A 17330-nucleotide genomic window follows, 5' to 3' on the forward strand; every position below is an offset into this window, starting at 1 on the left:
ATCGGCGACGACGGATCGGGGGGGCCGATCCCACGACCGCCGGGAGCCGACACGCCCATGACCGCCCGAATGACGCTCGCCCTGCTGGCCGCCCTGGCCGCCTCCGGGGCCTCCGCCGAGGAGGCCCCGAGACGGCCGAACATCGTCTTCATCTTCTCGGACGACCACGCCTACCAGGCCATCGGCGCCTACGGGGACCCGAGGGACCTGCTGGAGACTCCGAACCTCGACCGCGTCGCTCGCGAGGGGGCGCGGTTCGACCGCTGCCTGGTGCCGAACTCCATCTGCGGTCCCAGCCGGGCCTCGGTGCTCACCGGCACGTACAATCACATCAACGGCTTCTACAACAACGCCAACAGCCGCTTCGACGGCAACCAGTCGACCTTCCCGAAGCTCCTCCGCGCCGCCGGCTATCAGACGGCGATGGTCGGCAAGTGGCACCTGGTCTCCGAGCCCACCGGCTTCGACTACTGGAACATCCTGCCGGGGCAGGGGCTCTACTACGCGCCCGACATGATCGAGATGGGCGTCCGCTCGCGCCGCGAGGGCTACGTCACGGACCTCGTCACCGACGTCTCGCTCGACTGGCTCAAGAGGCGCGACAAGTCGCGGCCGTTCCTGCTGATGTCCCAGCACAAGGCGCCGCATCGCCCCTGGTCGCCGCCGATCCGCCACCTGGGCCACGACGGAGACCGCGAGTATCCCGCGCCCCCGACGCTGTTCGACGACTACTCCGGGCGATCGCTCGCCGAGCGCGACCAGGACATGACCATCGCCCGGACGATGAACGCCAACGACCTCAAGCTCAACGACTTCCGCGAGCGCTTCACCCCCGAGGAGCGCGCCGCGTGGGACGCATACTACAAGCCCCGCAACGAGGCGTTCCGGGCCGCGAACCTCCAGGGCGAGGCGCTCGTCCGCTGGAAGTACAACCGCTACCTGCACGACTACCTGGGATGCGTGAAGGCGATCGACGAGAACGTCGGCCGCATCCTCAAGTACCTGGACGACGAGGGATTGGCCGACAATACCATCGTCGTCTACGCCTCCGACCAGGGCTTCTACCTGGGCGAGCACGGCTGGTTCGACAAGCGCTGGATCTTCGAGGAATCGCTCAGGACGCCCCTCCTGGTCCGCTGGCCGGGCGTCGTGGAGCCCGGGACGACGGAGGGCCGCATCGTCTCGGTCATCGACTTCGCCCCGACGTTCCTGGAGGCCGCGGGGGTCGCGGTCCCGCCCGAGATCCAGGGCAGGTCGCTCGTCCCCATCCTCCGGGGCGAGGCGCCGGCCGACTGGCGGACCAGCTTCTACTACCAGTACTTCGAGTACCCGGACGCGCACCGCGTCCGCCCGCATTTCGGAGTCGTCACCGATCGCTACAAGCTCGTCCGCTTCGACGCGCCCGACCTCGACGCCTGGGAGTTGTTCGATCTCCAGGAAGACCCCCACGAGCTGCGGAACGTGCACGACGATCCCACCCGCAAGCCGGTCGTCGACGAGCTGAAGCGCGAGCTTGAGCGGCTGCGCCAGGAGCTGAAAGTCCCGGCGACGTTCCCCCGCGAGGCTTACGGCAACTCCCCGTTCCCGGCGGCCTCGCCGTGACATGAAGGCGAGCGGAGCCTCCTCGCCCTGCTCACCGAGCGTGAAACGCGCGTCCCCTCTCCCGCCGGGAGAGTGTGGCCCGGAGGGCCGGGTGAGGGTCGCCGGACTGTAGAGTTAGCGCCAGCTCATGAGGGGCGCTCGGCCGGCGGCGCCTCCGAAATTCGAGGACCCTCACCCGCCGCTGGCGCGGCTGCCCTCTCCCGGCGGGAGAGGGGACGAATTCGGGCCGCTGATCACCCGCCCCGCTTCCTCCGCAGCGCCGGGTGGACGCCGTAATCCTCGGGCTCGACGGATCCCGCCGCGGGCTCCTCCGGGCGGTCGGGGGCGGGGACGGGGGCCAGGACCACGGCGGAATGGCCCGGGGCGTGCCACGGCTGGTCGGGGTCCAGGGGGGGGACGCCGGAGCCGCCGTAGCGCGGCGACTCGCTGTGCCAGAGCAACGACCAGTCCATCCCCGGCGGCGGGGCGAGCAGGGGCTCGGTGTTGGCCTCGCGGTCGAGGTCGCGCCCCAGGTTCACCAGGACGAGGCGGCAGTCGGGCAGCTCGCCGAAGTAGCGCAGGACGAACGCCTCGGGGCCGATCACCGCTCCATGGATCCGCTCGGAGTCCTGGGCGCGGAAGATCGGGTCCTCGCGCCTGAGGTTCAGCAGGTCCCGGATCAGTCGGAATTCCGCGACCTCGCGGTAGTCGCCCGGCTCGACGAGCTTCGACCCCTCGAAAGTCGACCGGGGGCCCGGATCGGCGAGGGCCTCGCGCATCTCCGGCAAGGTCGTGCCGCGAAACCCGGCCAGTTCGTCGCGGCGCCCATCCCGCGCCTTCCTCGCCAGCTCGGGGTGGTGGTCGCAGAAGTAGAAGAACGGCCGGTCGCTCCCCAGCTCATGCCCCTGGAACAGCATGGGCGTCTGCGGCGAGAGCAGCATCAGCGCCGTCAGCGCGCGATGACGCCCCGGGCTGGTCATCGTCTTGAGACGACCGCCCCGCGCGGAGTTGGCGATCTGGTCATGGTTCTCCAGGTACGTCACGAACCGCATGGCGGGGACGCCGAAGGTGCAGGTCCCCCGGCGCTTTCGCTGCCACTTGATCACCTGACCCTGGAACAGGAAGCCCCACTTCACGGCCGAGACCAGCTCACGCGGGGTCCCGCCGTAGTCGCCGTAATACCCCTCGGCGCGGCCGGTGGCGGCGACGCGCGCGGCGTGGTGGAAGTCGTCGTTCCACATGCCGTCGAGCCCCAGCCCCCCCTCGGCCTGGGGCCGGACGACGCGGACGTTCTGCGGCTCGTTCTCGGCGAAGACCAGGATCGGACGACCCGCCGCCGCCTCGCGGGCGCGACGGGTCAACGCGGCGACGACGTGATCTTCCGACGAATCGTGGATCGCCTGGATCGCGTCCAGGCGCAGGCCGTCCAGGTGGAACTCGTCGATCCAGTAGCCGGCGTTCGCGACGAAGTACTCGCGGGTCGGCGCGGAGTCGAAGTTGATCGACTCGCCCCAGTCGCCGGCGCGCTCGCGGTGGATGTAGTCGTCGGAATAGTGTTCATGATGGGACCCGTCGGGCCCGAAGTGGTTGTAGACCACGTCCAGAATCACCGCCAGCCCCAGCGCGTGGGCGCGGTCGACGAAGCGCCGCATGGCGTCGGGGGGGCCGTAGTGGTGGTACGGGGCGTAGTACAAGGCGCCGTCGTACCCCCAGCCGAACGACCCGGCGAACTCGGCGACGGGCATCACCTCGACGACCGTCACGCCCAGCTCGGCCAGCCTCGGCAGCCGCTCGGCCGCCGCGTCCCACGTCCCCTCCGGGGTGAATGTGCCGACGTGCATCTCGTACAGAACTTGCCCCGGCGGCTCCACGCCCTTCCAGCTCGCGTCGGTCCAGGCGAACGTCGAAGGGTCGACCACCTCCGACGGCCCGTGCACCCCCTCGGGCTGGTATCGGGACGCGGGGTCGGGGTAGGGGCCCTCGCCGTCGAGCCGATACCGATACCTCGCCCCCACGCCCACGCCGGGGGCGAAGGCCGAGAAGTAGCCGTCGGCCTCGGCCCGCATCGCGATGCTCGGGCCGCCGTCGATCACCACCTCCACCGCACCGCGTTTGGGCGCCCAGACGCGGAAGTGGACCCCGCCGCCGTCGATCTCCGCCCCGACCGGCAGCCGCCGTCGCCCCATCAATTCCCCGCTCATACGTTCGCCGTTTCCTGGATAACGCGGATGTCCCCGCCGGGGTCTAGCAAGCCGCGTACCGGGCGGCGCGAGTCGACGCAAGTCCAGAGCGCCCAGCGTTTGGTTTCGACCGACGCCGCCACTCGGACGTATCAATGGTTGGTCGTAGCCCGCGCGCGTCGCCCATCTTCCCCCCGCGGAGCCGCCCCATGAGCCGATCACCCTTCGCCGCGCTCGCCTGCCTGACACTCCTCGCCGCGGGGGGGTGCGGTCCCGGCCCGATGGTCCAGGTGGAGACGACGATCCGCCCCGACGGCTCGTGCGAGCGCTCGGTGTGGCAGCCTCGCGACCGGCTGCTCCCGGACGAGGCGTTCACGCCCGCGTGGATCGCCCGGTGGCGGAAGGTCGAGGACGTGGTCGTCCCGCCCGCGTTCGCCGAGAACGACCCCGACCCGGGCGAGGGCTACTTCCACGCCGTCGGCGAATTCGCCTCCCCGGCCGACGTCCCTCCCCACTTCCTCAAGGATCACGAGAACCGCCCCGAACTCGGAGCGGGCGGGATGACCCGCGAGTACCATCGACGCGACTTCGGCCCGTTCGTCGAACACCGCTGGGCCGAAACGCTCGCCAATGGCGTCACCCGCGAGGGCTTCGAGAAGGCCCGCGAGGAGTTCCTCGACGCCGCCATGCCGATGCTGGCCGAGGGATTCGAACGGGTCTACGGCGGCGAATTCGACGTCTCGGAGGCCATGGCCGAACTCGACCGACGCGGCCGGCCCCTGTTCCGCGACCTGGCCGACGCCTGGTACGACTCCCTCGCCGCGGCGGCCGAGGACCCCCGGGCGCTGGACGACGCCATGAAGAATGGTTTCGTCGCGGCGATCGAACGCGCGGGGGTCGACCTCCGCGACGACGCCGGCGATATCGTCGACAGCGCCGAGGGAGACCGTCGCGTCCGGGATTTCCTCGCCGAACGCATCGCCGCCACGTTCCGCCGCAAGGACGGATCGCCGCCGACCCCGGACGACGTCCGGGCGATCCTGGGAGGGCCGGAGAACCCGTCGTTCGCGGACGCCTGGCGCCAGTACGGGACCGACCGCAAGTCGGACGTCGAAACGAAGCTGGCCCCGCCGCTGGCTCGGATGACCGGCCCCTACTTCTTCCCCGGCATCCTCGCGCCGCCCGGGCCGCGGTTCGCGTTCGACCTTCGCCTCCCCGGCCTGATCGTCCCTGGCGAGACCAACGGCCAGATCATCGGCGCCGGCAAGGTCTCATGGCGGTTCGAGGCGGTATGCCTGTTCCCAACGGCCTACACCATGTCCGCCGTCAGCGTCGAGATCGACGCGCCGACCCAACGCCGGCTCCTCGGCCGCGTCGCCATCCGCGACGCCGCGGACGCCACGCCCGTCCGCGAACTCCTGGTCGACGCCCCCGAACTTCTGGAATCCCTCCGACGCGCCTTCGACACGGGCGACCTCTCCGCGCTGGACGACGAGCCCGAGACCGACGACGCGCGGCGGACCAAGCTGGCCAGGCTCCGCGAGATGCTGGGCATGCCCCACTGATCGGGCGGCGGGAAATCGCCCCCTGGCGGCGGAAAATCCGCCAGGCAGGTCGAGATTGCGCGGGCGGCGCACCGTCGGCGTCGGTGGACGAGACGAGGGAATCGGCCACCCGCCGCAAAAATTCTTGCCGACCATAAATTCCACCAGCGAAGTAGTTTACGATCCAAACCCCGCCCCAGCTCCATGCAATTCGCTCTCATGTCGCTCTCAAAGCTCGTTTTGTATAGCACTACATGGTGGGAGACCACGTCTTCCGGGTCCCTGGCCATTGGATCGGCGGTTTACGGAAGGGGAGAGGTCGCGCGGCGATCGAGAATTTCTGTCCATGACCATGCGTCCTTCATCCCCATGTCGCGGGCGGCGCGGTCCCCGGGGAGGCCTTGAGGAAACGCGTTCGAAAATGACGAACGAAGCCAACTCGCCCGGACATCAAATCCCCTGTTTCAATAGACTTACGACGGAAACCCGAAAACGCGCCCGTGACGAACGAAGCCAACCGCCGGAAGCCGGGCGCATCGACATGGCCAGCCATCCCGACGCCGAGATGGGTGCCGGGGAACACATCCCGTCGTCGCGGACGCCAGATCAGACTGGACGATCGCCCAGGCGACCTGGGCATCCCAATTGCGAAGGAGGTCCCTTTTCCGGGGGTCCGCCGCGATCGACGTCGACGGGGTATCGGACGAGCCAACGATCGATAGGGTTGAGAGAGGCCTTCCATGACCGCGAGCAACCGACGCGTCTTCCTGGGTCACGCCGCCGGGGCGATGGCGCTGGCTTCCATCGGCGGGCGGGCCGCCGCCCAGCAACCGACCGCGACGACGGCCGACGCCATGTCGGCGCGCGCCGCGAGGTTCCTGCGCTCGCGGCAGGACGCCCAGGGCGTCTGGTCGGCCGACCGCAAGGAGCCCGGCATCACGGCGCTGGTGGTCACCGGCCTGCTACGCTCCGGCCAGGCCGGCCCGAGCGACCCGGCCGTGGCGAAGGGCCTGGCCCATCTGGAAACCTTCATCAAGCCCGAAGGGGGGATGCCCGAGGCCGCTCACGCCAACTACGCCACGTCGGTCGCCCTGACCGCGTTCCACCACGCCAACGTCGACGGCCGGTACGACGCCATCGTCAAGGGCTCGCAGCAGTTCCTCAAGGACAAGCAGTGGGACGAAGGGGAGGGCAAGGGCCCCGACGACACGTACTACGGCGGCTCCGGCTACGGCGGTCGCAACAACCGGCCCGACCTCTCCAACACGACCTTCATGCTGGAGGCCCTGCGCGAGTCGGGCGTCCCGGCCGACGACCCGGCCTTCAAGCGCGCCCTGATCTTCATCTCGCGGGCCCAGAACCTCGACTCCGAGTTCAACGACCAGCCCTGGGCGAAGGAGGTCAACGACGGCGGGTTCATCTACACACCCGCCAACGGCGGCGAGAGCATCGCCGGCCCGGCCGAGGGGGGCGGCCTGCGCTCCTACGCCTCGATGACCTACGCCGGGCTCAAGAGCATGATCTACGCCGGGCTCACCCCGGACGACCCCCGCGTCAAGGCGGCCCTGGCGTACCTCAAGGACAACTACACCCTGGACGAGAACCCGGGGCTCGATCAGCGCGGTCTGTACTACTACTACGTCGTCTTTGGCAAGGCGATGGCCCTGCTGGACTCCGACGAGTTCACCGACGCCGCCGGCGTCAAGCACGACTGGCGGGCCGACCTGACCGCCGCGCTGGCAAAGCGTCAGGGCCCCAACGGCGAGTGGGTCAACCCCAACGACCGCTTCATGGAAGGCGACGCCAACCTCGTGACCGCCTACGGCCTGCTGGCGCTGGCGTCGACGCGGAAGAAGGGCTGACGCCGCGATCGGTTGGGCTTGCTTCGGCGGGCACGGTGTCGCACAATGGGGGTTCACCAGACGCCCGCCGCGGCGGGGGTCCGGGTGAGCCGGGGGGGACCCGGGCAATGGGGGTTTGCGAACCTGGTCAGGGCGGGAACGCAGCAGCCATAAGCATCACCCTCATGTGCGCGGGAGAACCTCCCCGGCTCTCCCAGGCCCCCGGCGGCCGGGCGGGCCCGACGGATGGAACCGGATCGAGGTCTCGGCGCCCGGGAAGGGCCGCCCGGTAACCGGCCTCGCCAGCAAGGGAGCGCCGGCCCGTGTCGCAAGGCCCCGCCCAAGCCGACGCCTACACGGTCGTCGCCCGTCGCTACCGCCCCCAGCGGTTCGAGGACGTCGTCGGCCAGGACCACGTCGTCCAGGCCCTGCGCAACGCCATCCGGCTGAACCGCCTGGCCCAGGCCTACCTTTTCTGCGGCACCCGCGGCGTCGGCAAGACGTCGATGGCCCGCATCTTCGCCAAGTGCCTCAACTGCGCGAATGGGCCCACCGAGGAGCCCTGCCAGGAGTGCGACGTCTGCCAGGCGATCGCCGTGGGCCAGGACGTCGACGTCATCGAGATCGACGGCGCCAGCAACAACGGCGTGGAGCAGGTCCGCGAGCTGCGCCAGAACGTGTCGCTCCGCCCCAGCAGGTCGCGGTTCAAGATCTACTACATCGACGAGGTCCACATGCTCTCCACCGGGGCGTTCAACGCCCTGCTGAAGACGCTGGAGGAGCCGCCGCCGCACGTCAAGTTCTTCTTCGCCACCACCGAGGCGAACAAGATCCCGATCACCGTCCTGTCGCGCTGCCAGCGGTTCGACTTCGCCGGCATCACCCCCGAGGCGATCGTCGACACGCTCCGGGCCATCTGCGAGCGCGAGGAGGTCGAGGCCGACGCCGACGCCCTGCAGATCGTCGCCCGCCGCGCCGGGGGCTCGATGCGCGACGCCCAGTCGCTGCTGGAGCGGATGCTCTCCTCCGGGAACACCCGGCTGACCGCCGACGTCGTCCACGGCCTGCTCGGCACCGCCAGCGACGACCGGCTGCTGGAGATGATCGAGGCCCTGTCGTCCGGCGACCCGGCCGCCGCCCTCACCCTGCTCGACGGCGCCGCCTCCGAAGGCGTCCAGCCGACCGAACTCCTCGCCGGGACGATCGACTTCCTCCGCGACGCCATGGTCCTCTCGATCGGGGCCGAAGCCCTGACGCTGACCGTCGCCCCGCGCCAGCGGGACCGCCTGAAGGCCGCCGCGACGCGATGGTCGACCGACTCGATCCTCGCCGCGCTCCAGATCCTCGCCGAGGCCCGCGGCCGGATGCGGGGCGTCGCCCACGGGCGGCTCCTCGCCGAGTTGGCCCTCGTCCGGGTCGCTCGGCTGGAGAACCTGGACGACCTCGGCGAGGTCATCCAGCGCCTCAAGGCACTGGAAGCCGGCGCTCCGGCGGCCCCCCGATCCCCCGCGACCGCCGCCCGCAGGAAGCTGTCGCGGGCCGATTCCGCCTCGGCGCTGGACGTCGGCATCGGCAAGCCCGCCCACTTCGCGGCCCCCGTCGAACCGACCCGCCCAGCCCCGCCGCCATCGCCTTCGCCTTCGCGGTCCCAGCCCGCCGCCCCCCCGGAGAAACCTCCCGGTCAGGACCGTCGCCCGAACGCCGACGCCCCGCCGCTGGATCTGGAAGTGGTCCAGAAGGTCTGGCCGGACCTGCTCAAGAAAGTGGGGGCCGGCCTCTCGTGGCGGCTGAGCCAGGCGCAGCCGATCGGCGTCGACGAGCCCGACGTACTGATCATCGCCGCCAAGCCTGGCCTCGGCGCGGTGGCCGACCCCTGCGGCGCCGACGAGGCGCGGCGGCACATCGCCGAATGCCTCCGATGGCTCCTCCAGCGTCCGCTGAGCGTCCGCTACGAAGCGTCCGCCTCCGGCGGCCCCCCCCAGCCTGGCGAGGCCGAACCGGGCCCCCGGCGGCTCGACCAGTACGCCAACGACCCGCTCGTGCAGAAGGTCGTCGAACTCTTCGAGGCCCGCGTCACCCACGTCGACGCCGAGGCCCGCGACGAATCCTAGACGTTCGTCCACCCAGATGCGATAATGGAGCGACTCCCGGCGCGGCGGCCCTCATCGGCCGACCGGCCGGTCGGCCGTGGGCCCCGCTCGGCCCGGACACCGGAAGGAGCGACGCGAGATGTTCGGCAAGTTCGGCGACCTGGCGGATCTGATGAAGAACGCCGGCAAGATCAAGGAATCGATGGAGAAGGCGGCCGAGTCCCTCGGCCAGATCGAGGCCCAGGGGGAGGCCGGCGGCGGGGGCGTCGTCGTGAAGGCGAACGGCCGGATGGAGATCACCTCGGTCCGCGTCGACCCCAAGCTGCTGGCCGACGGCGACGCCGAGCTGCTGGAAGACCTGATCGCCGCCGCCGTGAACTCCGCGCTCGGCAAGGCGCGCGAGACGGCGACGCGGTCGTTCACGTCGATGGGCGGGCTCCCGAACATCTTCGGCGGCGGAGGCTCCTGAAATGGCGGGCTACGGCGTCGCCCTGGATCGCCTCACCACCACCCTGGGGCGCCTCCCCGGCATCGGGGCCAAGTCGGCCGAACGGCTGGCCCACCACCTCCTGAAGTGCCCCGTGGAGGAGGCCCTGGAGCTGGCCGAGGCCATCCGCTCGGCCAAGGAGCAGGTCCGCCACTGCGGGCGCTGCTTCCACCTGACGGAGGTCGACGAGCCCCTCTGCGCCATCTGCCGCGACCCCCGTCGCGATCAGGGCCTCGTCTGCGTCGTGGAGCAGTCGCGCGACCTCCTGGCGATCGAGAAGTCGGGCTCGTTCCCCGGGACCTACCACGTCTTGCTGGGACGCCTCGCCCCCTTGCAGGGGATGGGGCCGGACCAGCTCACCGTCGCGGCCCTGGAGGCCCGGGTGCGCGAGGGGGGCGTCCGCGAGATCATCATGGCCACCAACCCCAACCTCGAAGGGGACGGCACGGCGCTCTACATCGCGCAACGCCTCCAGGACGAGCCCGTCCAGATCACGAGATTGGCACGGGGGCTGGCCTCCGGGAGCACGCTGGAATTCGCCAGCCGCGACATGCTGGCCGACGCCATCGGCGGGCGGCAGCCTTTCTGAACCGGCGCATCCATCTGCGTCGAATATCCTTAGGGAGGATCGGCCGGGGCATTCGGGCCCCTTCCGCGAGGTCGCGCCTTGAACCGCCGGGGCGCGTGGCATAATACTTGCAGTGACTGGACTCCGCCGCGGGCCGCCGCCCGCTGTCGCGACGGGCCGTCGGTAACGGGGAACCATGGATCATGCGGCTAGATACGTCCCAGCAGATGCGAACCGAGATGCGCCTCCGCATGGCGCCTCGGATGATCCAGTCGATGGAAATCCTCCAGTTGCCGATCATGGCCCTGCAAGAGCGGATCGAGCAGGAGCTGAGCGAGAACCCCGTCCTGGTCGACCTTCGCGAGTCTCCGAACCCGTCCGAGGACGGCGAGGAAGGGGCCGCCCCCGCCGCCGCGGAGCCCGTCGAAACCGAGCCCAACGAGTTCGACAGCCTCATCAACCTGGATGAGAACTGGAGCGAGCTGTACGACGAGGGCCCGCGTCGCAGCCGCGCCTCGCTGATCGAGGAGGGGGACCGCAAGCTCGAGGCGATGCAGAACATGGCGTCGCGGCCCCGGTCGTTCCACGACGACCTGAGCGAGCAGCTCGGCTTCTTCGACTGCGACCCGCTCCTCCGCGAGCTGGCCGATTACATCATTTACAACCTGGACGACAACGGCTACCTGCCGAAGGACGTCACCGTCCACGACATCGCCCGCGACTTCGGCCACGACGCCACGGCGGAGGAGGTCGAGACGGCGCTCAAGATGGTCCAGCGGCTAGACCCCCCCGGGGTCGGCGCCCGCGACCTTCGGGAGTGCCTCCTGCTCCAGCTCACGCCGGACACCCCCTGCCACGACGTCCTCCACGCCCTGATCTCGAACCACCTCGACGACCTCCAGCACAACCGGCTGCCGGCAATCGAGAAGAAGTCGGGCCTATCGATCGCCGCGATCAAGGAGGCCGTGGAGCACCTGCGACGGCTCAATCCCCGGCCCGCCTCGTCGTTCAACCTGACCGAGAACACCCAGTACGTCGTCCCCGACCTGATCGTCGAGCCCAACGAGGCCGGTGCCTACGACGTCCGGCTGGCCGACGAGCACACGCCGAACCTGTCGATCTCGCGTTACTATCAGAAGCAACTCCGCAACAAGGGGACCGACCCCGCGGCCCGCGAGTTCATCCAGAAGCGGATCCAATCGGCCCGCTGGCTGATCGAGTCGATCGAGCAGCGTCGGAGCACGCTCCTGAAGGTCGCCCGCGCGATCGTGGAGCACCAGCAGCCCTTCCTGGACAAGGGGCCCGAGTACATCGAGCCCCTGAAGATGCAGCAGATCGCCGACCGGGTGGGCGTCCACGTCACGACCGTCAGCCGGGCCGTCGACGACAAGTGGGCCCAGACCCCTCGCGGCATCTTCCCCCTCAAGCGGTTCTTCGGCGGCGGCACCGTGACGGCCGACGGCGAGGAGATCGCCTGGGACACCATCAAGCAGAAGCTGCTGGAGGTCGTCGACAAGGAGGACAAGTCGAGCCCCCTGTCCGACGAGGAGATCGTCGAGGAGATGAACCGGCACGGAGTGAAGGTGGCCCGCCGGACCGTCACCAAGTACCGCCAGGCCCTGATGATCCCTTCCAGCCGCCAGCGCAAGCAGTTCTGAACGACGCCCGACGTGCCTTTTAACGCGAGCCGCCCCCGCCGACTCCTCGCGAGAGGGGGCGGCGGGGGCGGTTGTGATGTGGGGTCCGAGCAATCGCGAGCCCCCGCCCGGCAATCAGGCGGTGGCGACGCTCCGCGCGCCCTGGGAGCCGCCGCCCTGGAGCGTCGGCCGGGGCTCGCCGACCTGATCGTCGAGCCGCTCGATGACCGGGCGAGACGCCATGCCCAGCAACCGGGCCATCGCGACGTCGTAGCCCAGGATGCGGACGATCTCCAGGATGCGCTGGACCTCGTCGGCGCCGATCCGCTTGCAGGCGGCCAGTACCTTGTGGTCCTCGGCCGAGAGCGCGTCCTCGGGGGCCGCGCCCGGCTCGACCTCGATCCGGTCGTCGGCCAGGTAGTCGAGCGAAACCCCCACGGCCTGGGCCAGCCGCAGGGCGTTATCCAGCCCCGGGCGCGACTTGCCCTGGAGGATGCGCGAGATCTCCGAGTCGCTGACGCGCGACAACCTCGCCAGCTTTTGGCCGTTGAGGTTCTTGGCCTTCATCAGCATCTGGAGCTTGTGTTTCAGTTCCATGGCTCGCCGGCCGCCGCCTCCCGTCTTCGGGGACTAAACTTCCGTTTACGCAATAATCCGACGAGCGTGCATCCCCCCTATCAACATCGCGTACGCGGATCGGTGGATCAGGAGGGGGGATCGCGGATCCCTAAGGGGAAGGCTCGCGCCCGGCGACCGTCGCGAAAGGTGCGGGCGCGACGCCGGGCTCGAATCGTCGAGGCTTCCTGCCCCTGGCTCTATAGCTCATCATAGTCGACGGCTGCGGCGTTTCAATCATAAATCCCTCAAAGAATTCGCGGCCCGGGGAGAGCCGGGCCGCGACGAGGGACCAGGGGAGGCCGGCCGCGGGGGGGCGAGCCGGGCTGCTCCTTATCATGCAAGGATCGACGGATGTTAAACACTTGCGGCGACGTAAACGGGATGGGGGTCGCCGGTGCTCAGGAAGATCGGCGCAGGACGTACTCGGCCATCTCGGCAAGAACTTCCTTATATGGCGATGCGGGGACGATGTCGAGGGCGGAGACGGCCCGTTCGACGTGGGCCCGGGCCTGGGACCAGGCGTAGTCCAGCGCGCCGGATTCTTCCAGCAAGGGCTGGAGGCGGCGGCGGGAGTCGGCCCGTGCCCCCTGGAGGAGCCGACGCGCCTCGTCGACGGCGGCCGGCTCGCCGATCTCGAGCAGCCGGATGATGGGGAGGGTGAGCTTCTGCTTCTCCAGGTCGGTCCCCAGGCTCTTGCCCGTGGCCCGCTCGTCGCCCCAGATATCGAGGACGTCGTCGGCGATCTGGAACGCCATGCCGACGTGGTAGCCGTAGGCTTCCATCTCCGCCACGACGGCCGCCTCGGCCCCGGCGTGATGCGCCCCCAGGCGGCACGAGACGGCGGTGAGGGCGGCGGTCTTGCCGGCGATAATCTGGGTGTAGGTCGCCTCGTCCAGGTCGAGGTTGCCGCGGTGGTGGAGCTGCATCATCTCCCCCTCGCAGACCTCGTGGGTGGCCTTGCCGATCCAGCGGCAGGCCAGCGTCGAATCGAGCGAGGCGGCGAGGTGGTACGAGTGCGAGAAGAGGTAGTCCCCCAGCATCACGGCCGGCTCGTTGCCCCACTCGGCGTTGACCGTGGCGGCGTGGCGGCGGACGAGCGACTCGTCGAGCACGTCGTCGTGGACGAGGGTCGCGGTGTGGATCATCTCGACCACGGCGGCGAGGACCGGGTGGGCGTCGTCGATCCGGCCGCAGGCGCCCCCGGTCAGCAGCACGAGCGCGGGCCGCAGGCGCTTCCCCTGGTAGTCCCCGCAGTGGTCGACGAGCGCCTGCACGAAGGGCTGACGGCTCTTCAGCTCCTCCTGGAAGATCCGCTCCGCCTCGGCGAGCCCGGCCTGGATGGGCGCGAACAGTCGGCCCAACGCGCGCCGGCTCTCCTCCGCCTGAAGCCCCGATGGTCTGATCATGCCCGTCTCCACTCCGTCCGCCGCGCCGGCCCCGATCGACTCGCGCCGCTCAACTCGCATCGTCCCGCCTGTAGGCGCCCCGCGCGCCCCCGGTCTTCTCTTCCAGCCGAATCCGCTCGATCGTCATGCCGCGGTCGACGGCCTTGCACATGTCGTAGATGGTCAGCGCCGCGACGGCGACCGCCGTCATCGCCTCCATCTCGACGCCGGTCCGGCCGTGGACCTTCACGGTCGCGACGATCTCCACCGCGTCCGGCGGGCTCGGCGTCAGGTCGACCTCGACCGAGTCGAGCCCCAGCGGGTGGCACAGCGGGATCAGGTCGCCGGTCCGCTTCGCCCCCATGATCGCCGCCAGTCGGGCCGTCTCCAGGACGTCCCCCTTGGCCGCGGCGCGATCCTGGATGAGCCGCAACGTCGCCGCCGCCATCCGGACCAGGCCGCTCGCCCTCGCGGCGCGTAGGGTCGGTTCCTTGGCCGACACGTCGACCATCCGGCTCGCCCCGCGCTCGTCGTAGTGGCTCAGTTCCCCCATGCGGACCCCGTGATTCCGTTCGATTCATTCAGAACATATTCTACGAATCGCCCCGTCGTCGGGAAAGAGGGACCGGCCCCCATTTCGCCGCCGCCCCCGGGTCGAGCCGCATCCCTCGGGAATTTCCACAGTTCCGCCAAATTCACCCCCTGTCGGGATCGCGCGGCGACCAGTTCGCCCTCGCCCGATTCGATCCGGGAGAGCAGGGCCGCCGGGAGATACGCGCGACGGCGGGAGACGAGGACCCAGTCGGCCGAGCCCGCGGCGTCCTCGTCGCGGATGACGGACTCGCGACGGACGAGCGGGGCCGTCGTGGTGGCGATCCCCTGGCCGGGGTAGAGCGTCGGCGCCAGCGCGACGATCTCGCCCGGAGACACACGCCGGGCCAGCTCGTCGAGCAACACGCGATCAACCGCGTCGCCCCAGTATGTCGCCTCCAGCCCCAGCCGATCGGCGCCGGCCAGGCCGCCGGTCAACGCGTTGTAATAGCTCAGGCCGAACGGGTGCATCGAGACCGTCCCGTAACCCTGGGCGAGCATCAGGGCGGCCAGCGCGAAGCGGCCCGCGCGACGCCCTCCCCATCGCGCCCACGCCCGCGAGAAGCCCAGGCCGATCAGCATGGCCCAGGCGGGGAAGGCCGGCAGGAACAGTCGCTCGCCGTCGTAGACCGGGACTCGCGTGCTGAACAGGGCCAGGAACAGGAGGATCGACCCGGCCAGGAGCGCCGGGAAGGGATCCTCGCGACGGCCACGCCACCCGCGAGCGAGCCCCGCGACGCCGCACGCCTGGAGCAGCAGGGGGACCGTGGCGGCGAAGTAGAGCCAGGGATAGTGCCAGGGGAGATCCACGTCCTTCCAGACCCGGTCGAAGTAGAGGACCAGGATCGACGCCCGGTTCACGCCCGTCCCCAGGTAGGCCGACCATCGGGCGACGGTGTCGTGCCAAAGCCACGGCCAGCCGATCAGGAAGGTCGCCACGCCCGCGACGAACCAGGCCGAGACCACGGCCACCGCCCGCGCGGGCTTCAGCCGCGTCAGGGCCCAGGCCAGGACCAGGGGGGGCAGGAACCAGGCGTGGATCTTCGTCAGCAGCGCCAGGCCCCAGAGGAGGCCCGCGGCGAGCATCGCCGGGAGAGGTCGGCGCGAATCGACGGCCCGCGCGGCGGCCAGCAGGGCCAGCGTCCAGAAGAACGCGATGAACGTGTCGAGCGCCGCGAGGTGGGCATGGGCGAAGAGGCGGGGCATCGCGACCAGCGACCAGGCGGCGGCGATCCCCGCGATCGCCCCCCAGCGCCGGGAGGATTCGGCCGCGACCAGGGCGACCAGCGCCGCGAACGCCAGCGCGGGGGCGACCCGGCCGGAGAGGACGTACAGCCCCGTCGGGTCGGGCCCGAACAGCCAGGCCTCGAACGGCTCGAACGCCTTCGACGCGATCCCGAGAAGCCAGCGCCCCAGCGGCGGGTGCTCCGCGTTGTCGCGGAACAGGCGGTCGACATTCGCGGGGTCGAGGAAGCCCAGGCCCGCGCGGGCCAGCAGGGCGACGTAATCGCGGCCGGGCCGGACGTCCAGCGGCTCGTCGATGGTGAGGCCCGGCCCGCGGAGGGTCGCCAGCGTCAGCGCCGCGGCGATCAGGCCGGCGATCAGGCCCAGGCGGCGCGGGGACGGGGGGCGGGGTCCTTCAGGGGGCATCGCGACGGGCCTCGGCGCGGGGCGGGGGTGGCGGTCGATCGGGGACCATGGTAACCACGCCCGGGCCGGCCCGGAAAGCCGTCGAGCCCGATCCCCTCGCGGTCTCGGCCCCCGGCGAGGGGGGGGAGTCGGCGAGGGGATCGGGCTCGATCGGTCGGAGAACCGGGGGGCGGGGCCGGCGTCGGGTTCCCGGGCGACGCGCGGCCCTCGAAGTCCGGGTCGGCTCAGGGCTCGTCGGACTTCTTCTGGGAGATGAGCCTGCGGATCCTCTCGGCGAGCAGGGCGCCGTCGAACGGCTTCTTGAAGCCGTCGTTGAAGCCCAGGCTGAAGATCTCCTCGCCCGGCTCGTCGCTGGTGAGGGCCAGGAGGATGGTCGACTGGTGGTCGGGGCTCTTGCGCAGGTTCTGCGCGATCTGGCCGGCCTCGATGCGGCCGAGGGCCATGTCGATGATGATGCAATCGGGGTGGAAGCTCTCGGCGCGGATGCCGGCTTCGAATCCCGACGCGGCGGTCTCGATGCGGAAGTCGTCCCCTTCGCGGAGGTGATCCCGCAGGACGGCCTGGAGCGGGGCGTCGGCCCCGACGACCAGGATCTTGTTGTAGACTTCGGCCTCCAGATCCCCCAGGGGCATTCCATGCTCCTTGAGGAAACGGAGGAGGTGCTCCCGGGGGATCCGGCGGTCCTGGGATCCCGGGATGCGATATCCTCGCAAGCGGCCCGAGTCGAACCACTTGCTCACGGTCCTGGGCGCGACCTTGCAAATCTTCGCGACCTGGCCGGTTGTAAATACCTTCTTCATATCGACGACTCCACTCGCCCTGTCGGGTGCGAGGCCGCGGAGGTTTTCCTCCTACCTCCGGTCGGGAACCACATCGTCGCGATGGGGAGGGCCTTGGTGGCCGGCGGTTCGTTTCTTCCCGCCTAGGCGGGAGATCGTCCGCGAGCCCGTGAACCCACCCAATCGCTCCGACCCTTCCCCCGTTCTTTATCGCCCCGAGGGGCGGCGTTCCTGCAACCCGAATAGAGACTCAAGTTTCCGCCCGGTCTCGACTCAAGCTTCCGGCCGCCCCCCGCCGTCCTTGGACGATGGCATCGGCGACCCGATCCCCGTGTTCGACAAAGAACGAGGGCCCCGCCCGCCTCCCCGCTTCCGCCGG

At 70.2% G+C, this 17330-nt stretch carries 13 protein-coding genes and 1 other RNA gene; 8 read left to right on the forward strand and 6 right to left on the reverse strand.

The window, feature by feature from the left end; all coding sequences use genetic code 11:
* The first annotated feature begins 57 nt into the window (after positions 1–57).
* Positions 58–1602 carry a sulfatase gene (locus WG209_RS09015; protein ID WP_337174695.1) on the forward strand — a complete coding sequence of 515 codons (1545 nt, stop codon included), beginning with the start codon at positions 58–60 and terminating at the stop codon, positions 1600–1602.
* A 233-nt stretch (positions 1603–1835) separates the two neighbouring features.
* Here the strand turns inward: WG209_RS09015 and treZ are convergent, their stop codons facing one another.
* Positions 1836–3782 carry a malto-oligosyltrehalose trehalohydrolase gene (gene treZ / locus WG209_RS09020; RefSeq protein ID WP_337174696.1) on the reverse strand — a complete coding sequence of 649 codons (1947 nt, stop codon included), beginning with the start codon at positions 3780–3782 and terminating at the stop codon, positions 1836–1838.
* Positions 3783–3970: 188 nt separating this feature from the next.
* On the opposite strand from treZ, the gene WG209_RS09025 reads away from it, so the two are divergent.
* From WG209_RS09025 to rpoN, 7 genes are all read left to right on the forward strand, one after another.
* Positions 3971–5326, forward strand: a complete 1356-nt coding sequence (locus WG209_RS09025) for a hypothetical protein (RefSeq protein WP_337174697.1) — start codon at positions 3971–3973, stop codon at positions 5324–5326.
* Between the two features lie 719 nt (positions 5327–6045).
* Complete coding sequence (locus WG209_RS09030) at positions 6046–7167, forward strand: prenyltransferase/squalene oxidase repeat-containing protein (protein WP_337174698.1); 1122 nt, start codon at positions 6046–6048, stop codon at positions 7165–7167.
* Between the two features lie 91 nt (positions 7168–7258).
* An RNA gene (ffs, locus tag WG209_RS09035) (signal recognition particle sRNA small type) lies at positions 7259–7356 on the forward strand.
* A 113-nt stretch (positions 7357–7469) separates the two neighbouring features.
* On the forward strand, positions 7470–9257 hold the full coding sequence (gene dnaX, locus WG209_RS09040) for a DNA polymerase III subunit gamma/tau (RefSeq protein ID WP_337174699.1): 1788 nt from the start codon (positions 7470–7472) through the stop codon (positions 9255–9257).
* A gap of 118 nt (positions 9258–9375) precedes the next feature.
* The gene (locus tag WG209_RS09045) at positions 9376–9705 is read left to right on the forward strand and encodes a YbaB/EbfC family nucleoid-associated protein (RefSeq protein WP_337174700.1); all 330 of its coding nucleotides are present in this window, start codon (positions 9376–9378) and stop codon (positions 9703–9705) included.
* A 1-nt stretch (position 9706) separates the two neighbouring features.
* Positions 9707–10312 (forward strand): recombination mediator RecR, encoded by a 606-nt coding sequence (recR, locus tag WG209_RS09050; RefSeq protein ID WP_337174701.1) that lies wholly within the window; start codon positions 9707–9709, stop codon positions 10310–10312.
* A 182-nt stretch (positions 10313–10494) separates the two neighbouring features.
* The gene (rpoN, locus tag WG209_RS09055) at positions 10495–11949 is read left to right on the forward strand and encodes an RNA polymerase factor sigma-54 (protein WP_337174702.1); all 1455 of its coding nucleotides are present in this window, start codon (positions 10495–10497) and stop codon (positions 11947–11949) included.
* A 114-nt stretch (positions 11950–12063) separates the two neighbouring features.
* Here the strand turns inward: rpoN and WG209_RS09060 are convergent, their stop codons facing one another.
* The 5 genes from WG209_RS09060 to WG209_RS09080 form a co-directional block, all read right to left on the reverse strand.
* The gene (locus WG209_RS09060) at positions 12064–12525 is read right to left on the reverse strand and encodes a helix-turn-helix transcriptional regulator (RefSeq protein ID WP_337174703.1); all 462 of its coding nucleotides are present in this window, start codon (positions 12523–12525) and stop codon (positions 12064–12066) included.
* A 419-nt stretch (positions 12526–12944) separates the two neighbouring features.
* Positions 12945–13952 (reverse strand): polyprenyl synthetase family protein, encoded by a 1008-nt coding sequence (locus WG209_RS09065; RefSeq protein WP_337174704.1) that lies wholly within the window; start codon positions 13950–13952, stop codon positions 12945–12947.
* 49 nt (positions 13953–14001) lie between these two features.
* The gene (moaC, locus tag WG209_RS09070; protein ID WP_337174705.1) at positions 14002–14484 is read right to left on the reverse strand and encodes a cyclic pyranopterin monophosphate synthase MoaC; all 483 of its coding nucleotides are present in this window, start codon (positions 14482–14484) and stop codon (positions 14002–14004) included.
* Positions 14472–16172 carry a glycosyltransferase family 39 protein gene (locus tag WG209_RS09075; RefSeq protein ID WP_337174706.1) on the reverse strand — a complete coding sequence of 567 codons (1701 nt, stop codon included), beginning with the start codon at positions 16170–16172 and terminating at the stop codon, positions 14472–14474. Before WG209_RS09075 ends, moaC begins: the two co-directional genes overlap by 13 nt.
* 224 nt (positions 16173–16396) lie before the next feature.
* Positions 16397–16972: a helix-turn-helix domain-containing protein gene (locus WG209_RS09080; RefSeq protein WP_277861934.1), complete on the reverse strand. Its 576-nt coding sequence runs from the start codon at positions 16970–16972 to the stop codon at positions 16397–16399.
* Positions 16973–17330 lie beyond the last annotated feature (358 nt).

Origin of the sequence: Paludisphaera sp. (genome assembly GCF_037189885.1) — a bacterium.
Lineage (GTDB): Bacteria > Planctomycetota > Planctomycetia > Isosphaerales > Isosphaeraceae > Paludisphaera.

Bases quoted from the DNA above. Each gene is read 5' to 3' on its own strand.
- WG209_RS09015 (WP_337174695.1), top strand. From the start codon at position 58: ATGACCGCCCGAATGACGCTCGCCCTGCTGGCCGCCCTGGCCGCCTCC.
- treZ (WP_337174696.1), bottom strand. From the start codon at position 3,782: ATGAGCGGGGAATTGATGGGGCGACGGCGGCTGCCGGTCGGGGCGGAG.
- WG209_RS09025 (WP_337174697.1), top strand. From the start codon at position 3,971: ATGAGCCGATCACCCTTCGCCGCGCTCGCCTGCCTGACACTCCTCGCC.
- WG209_RS09030 (WP_337174698.1), top strand. From the start codon at position 6,046: ATGACCGCGAGCAACCGACGCGTCTTCCTGGGTCACGCCGCCGGGGCG.
- WG209_RS09045 (WP_337174700.1), top strand. From the start codon at position 9,376: ATGTTCGGCAAGTTCGGCGACCTGGCGGATCTGATGAAGAACGCCGGC.
- recR (WP_337174701.1), top strand. From the start codon at position 9,707: ATGGCGGGCTACGGCGTCGCCCTGGATCGCCTCACCACCACCCTGGGG.
- rpoN (WP_337174702.1), top strand. From the start codon at position 10,495: ATGCGGCTAGATACGTCCCAGCAGATGCGAACCGAGATGCGCCTCCGC.
- WG209_RS09060 (WP_337174703.1), bottom strand. From the start codon at position 12,525: ATGGAACTGAAACACAAGCTCCAGATGCTGATGAAGGCCAAGAACCTC.
- WG209_RS09065 (WP_337174704.1), bottom strand. From the start codon at position 13,952: ATGATCAGACCATCGGGGCTTCAGGCGGAGGAGAGCCGGCGCGCGTTG.
- moaC (WP_337174705.1), bottom strand. From the start codon at position 14,484: ATGGGGGAACTGAGCCACTACGACGAGCGCGGGGCGAGCCGGATGGTC.
- WG209_RS09075 (WP_337174706.1), bottom strand. From the start codon at position 16,172: ATGCCCCCTGAAGGACCCCGCCCCCCGTCCCCGCGCCGCCTGGGCCTG.
- WG209_RS09080 (WP_277861934.1), bottom strand. From the start codon at position 16,972: ATGAAGAAGGTATTTACAACCGGCCAGGTCGCGAAGATTTGCAAGGTC.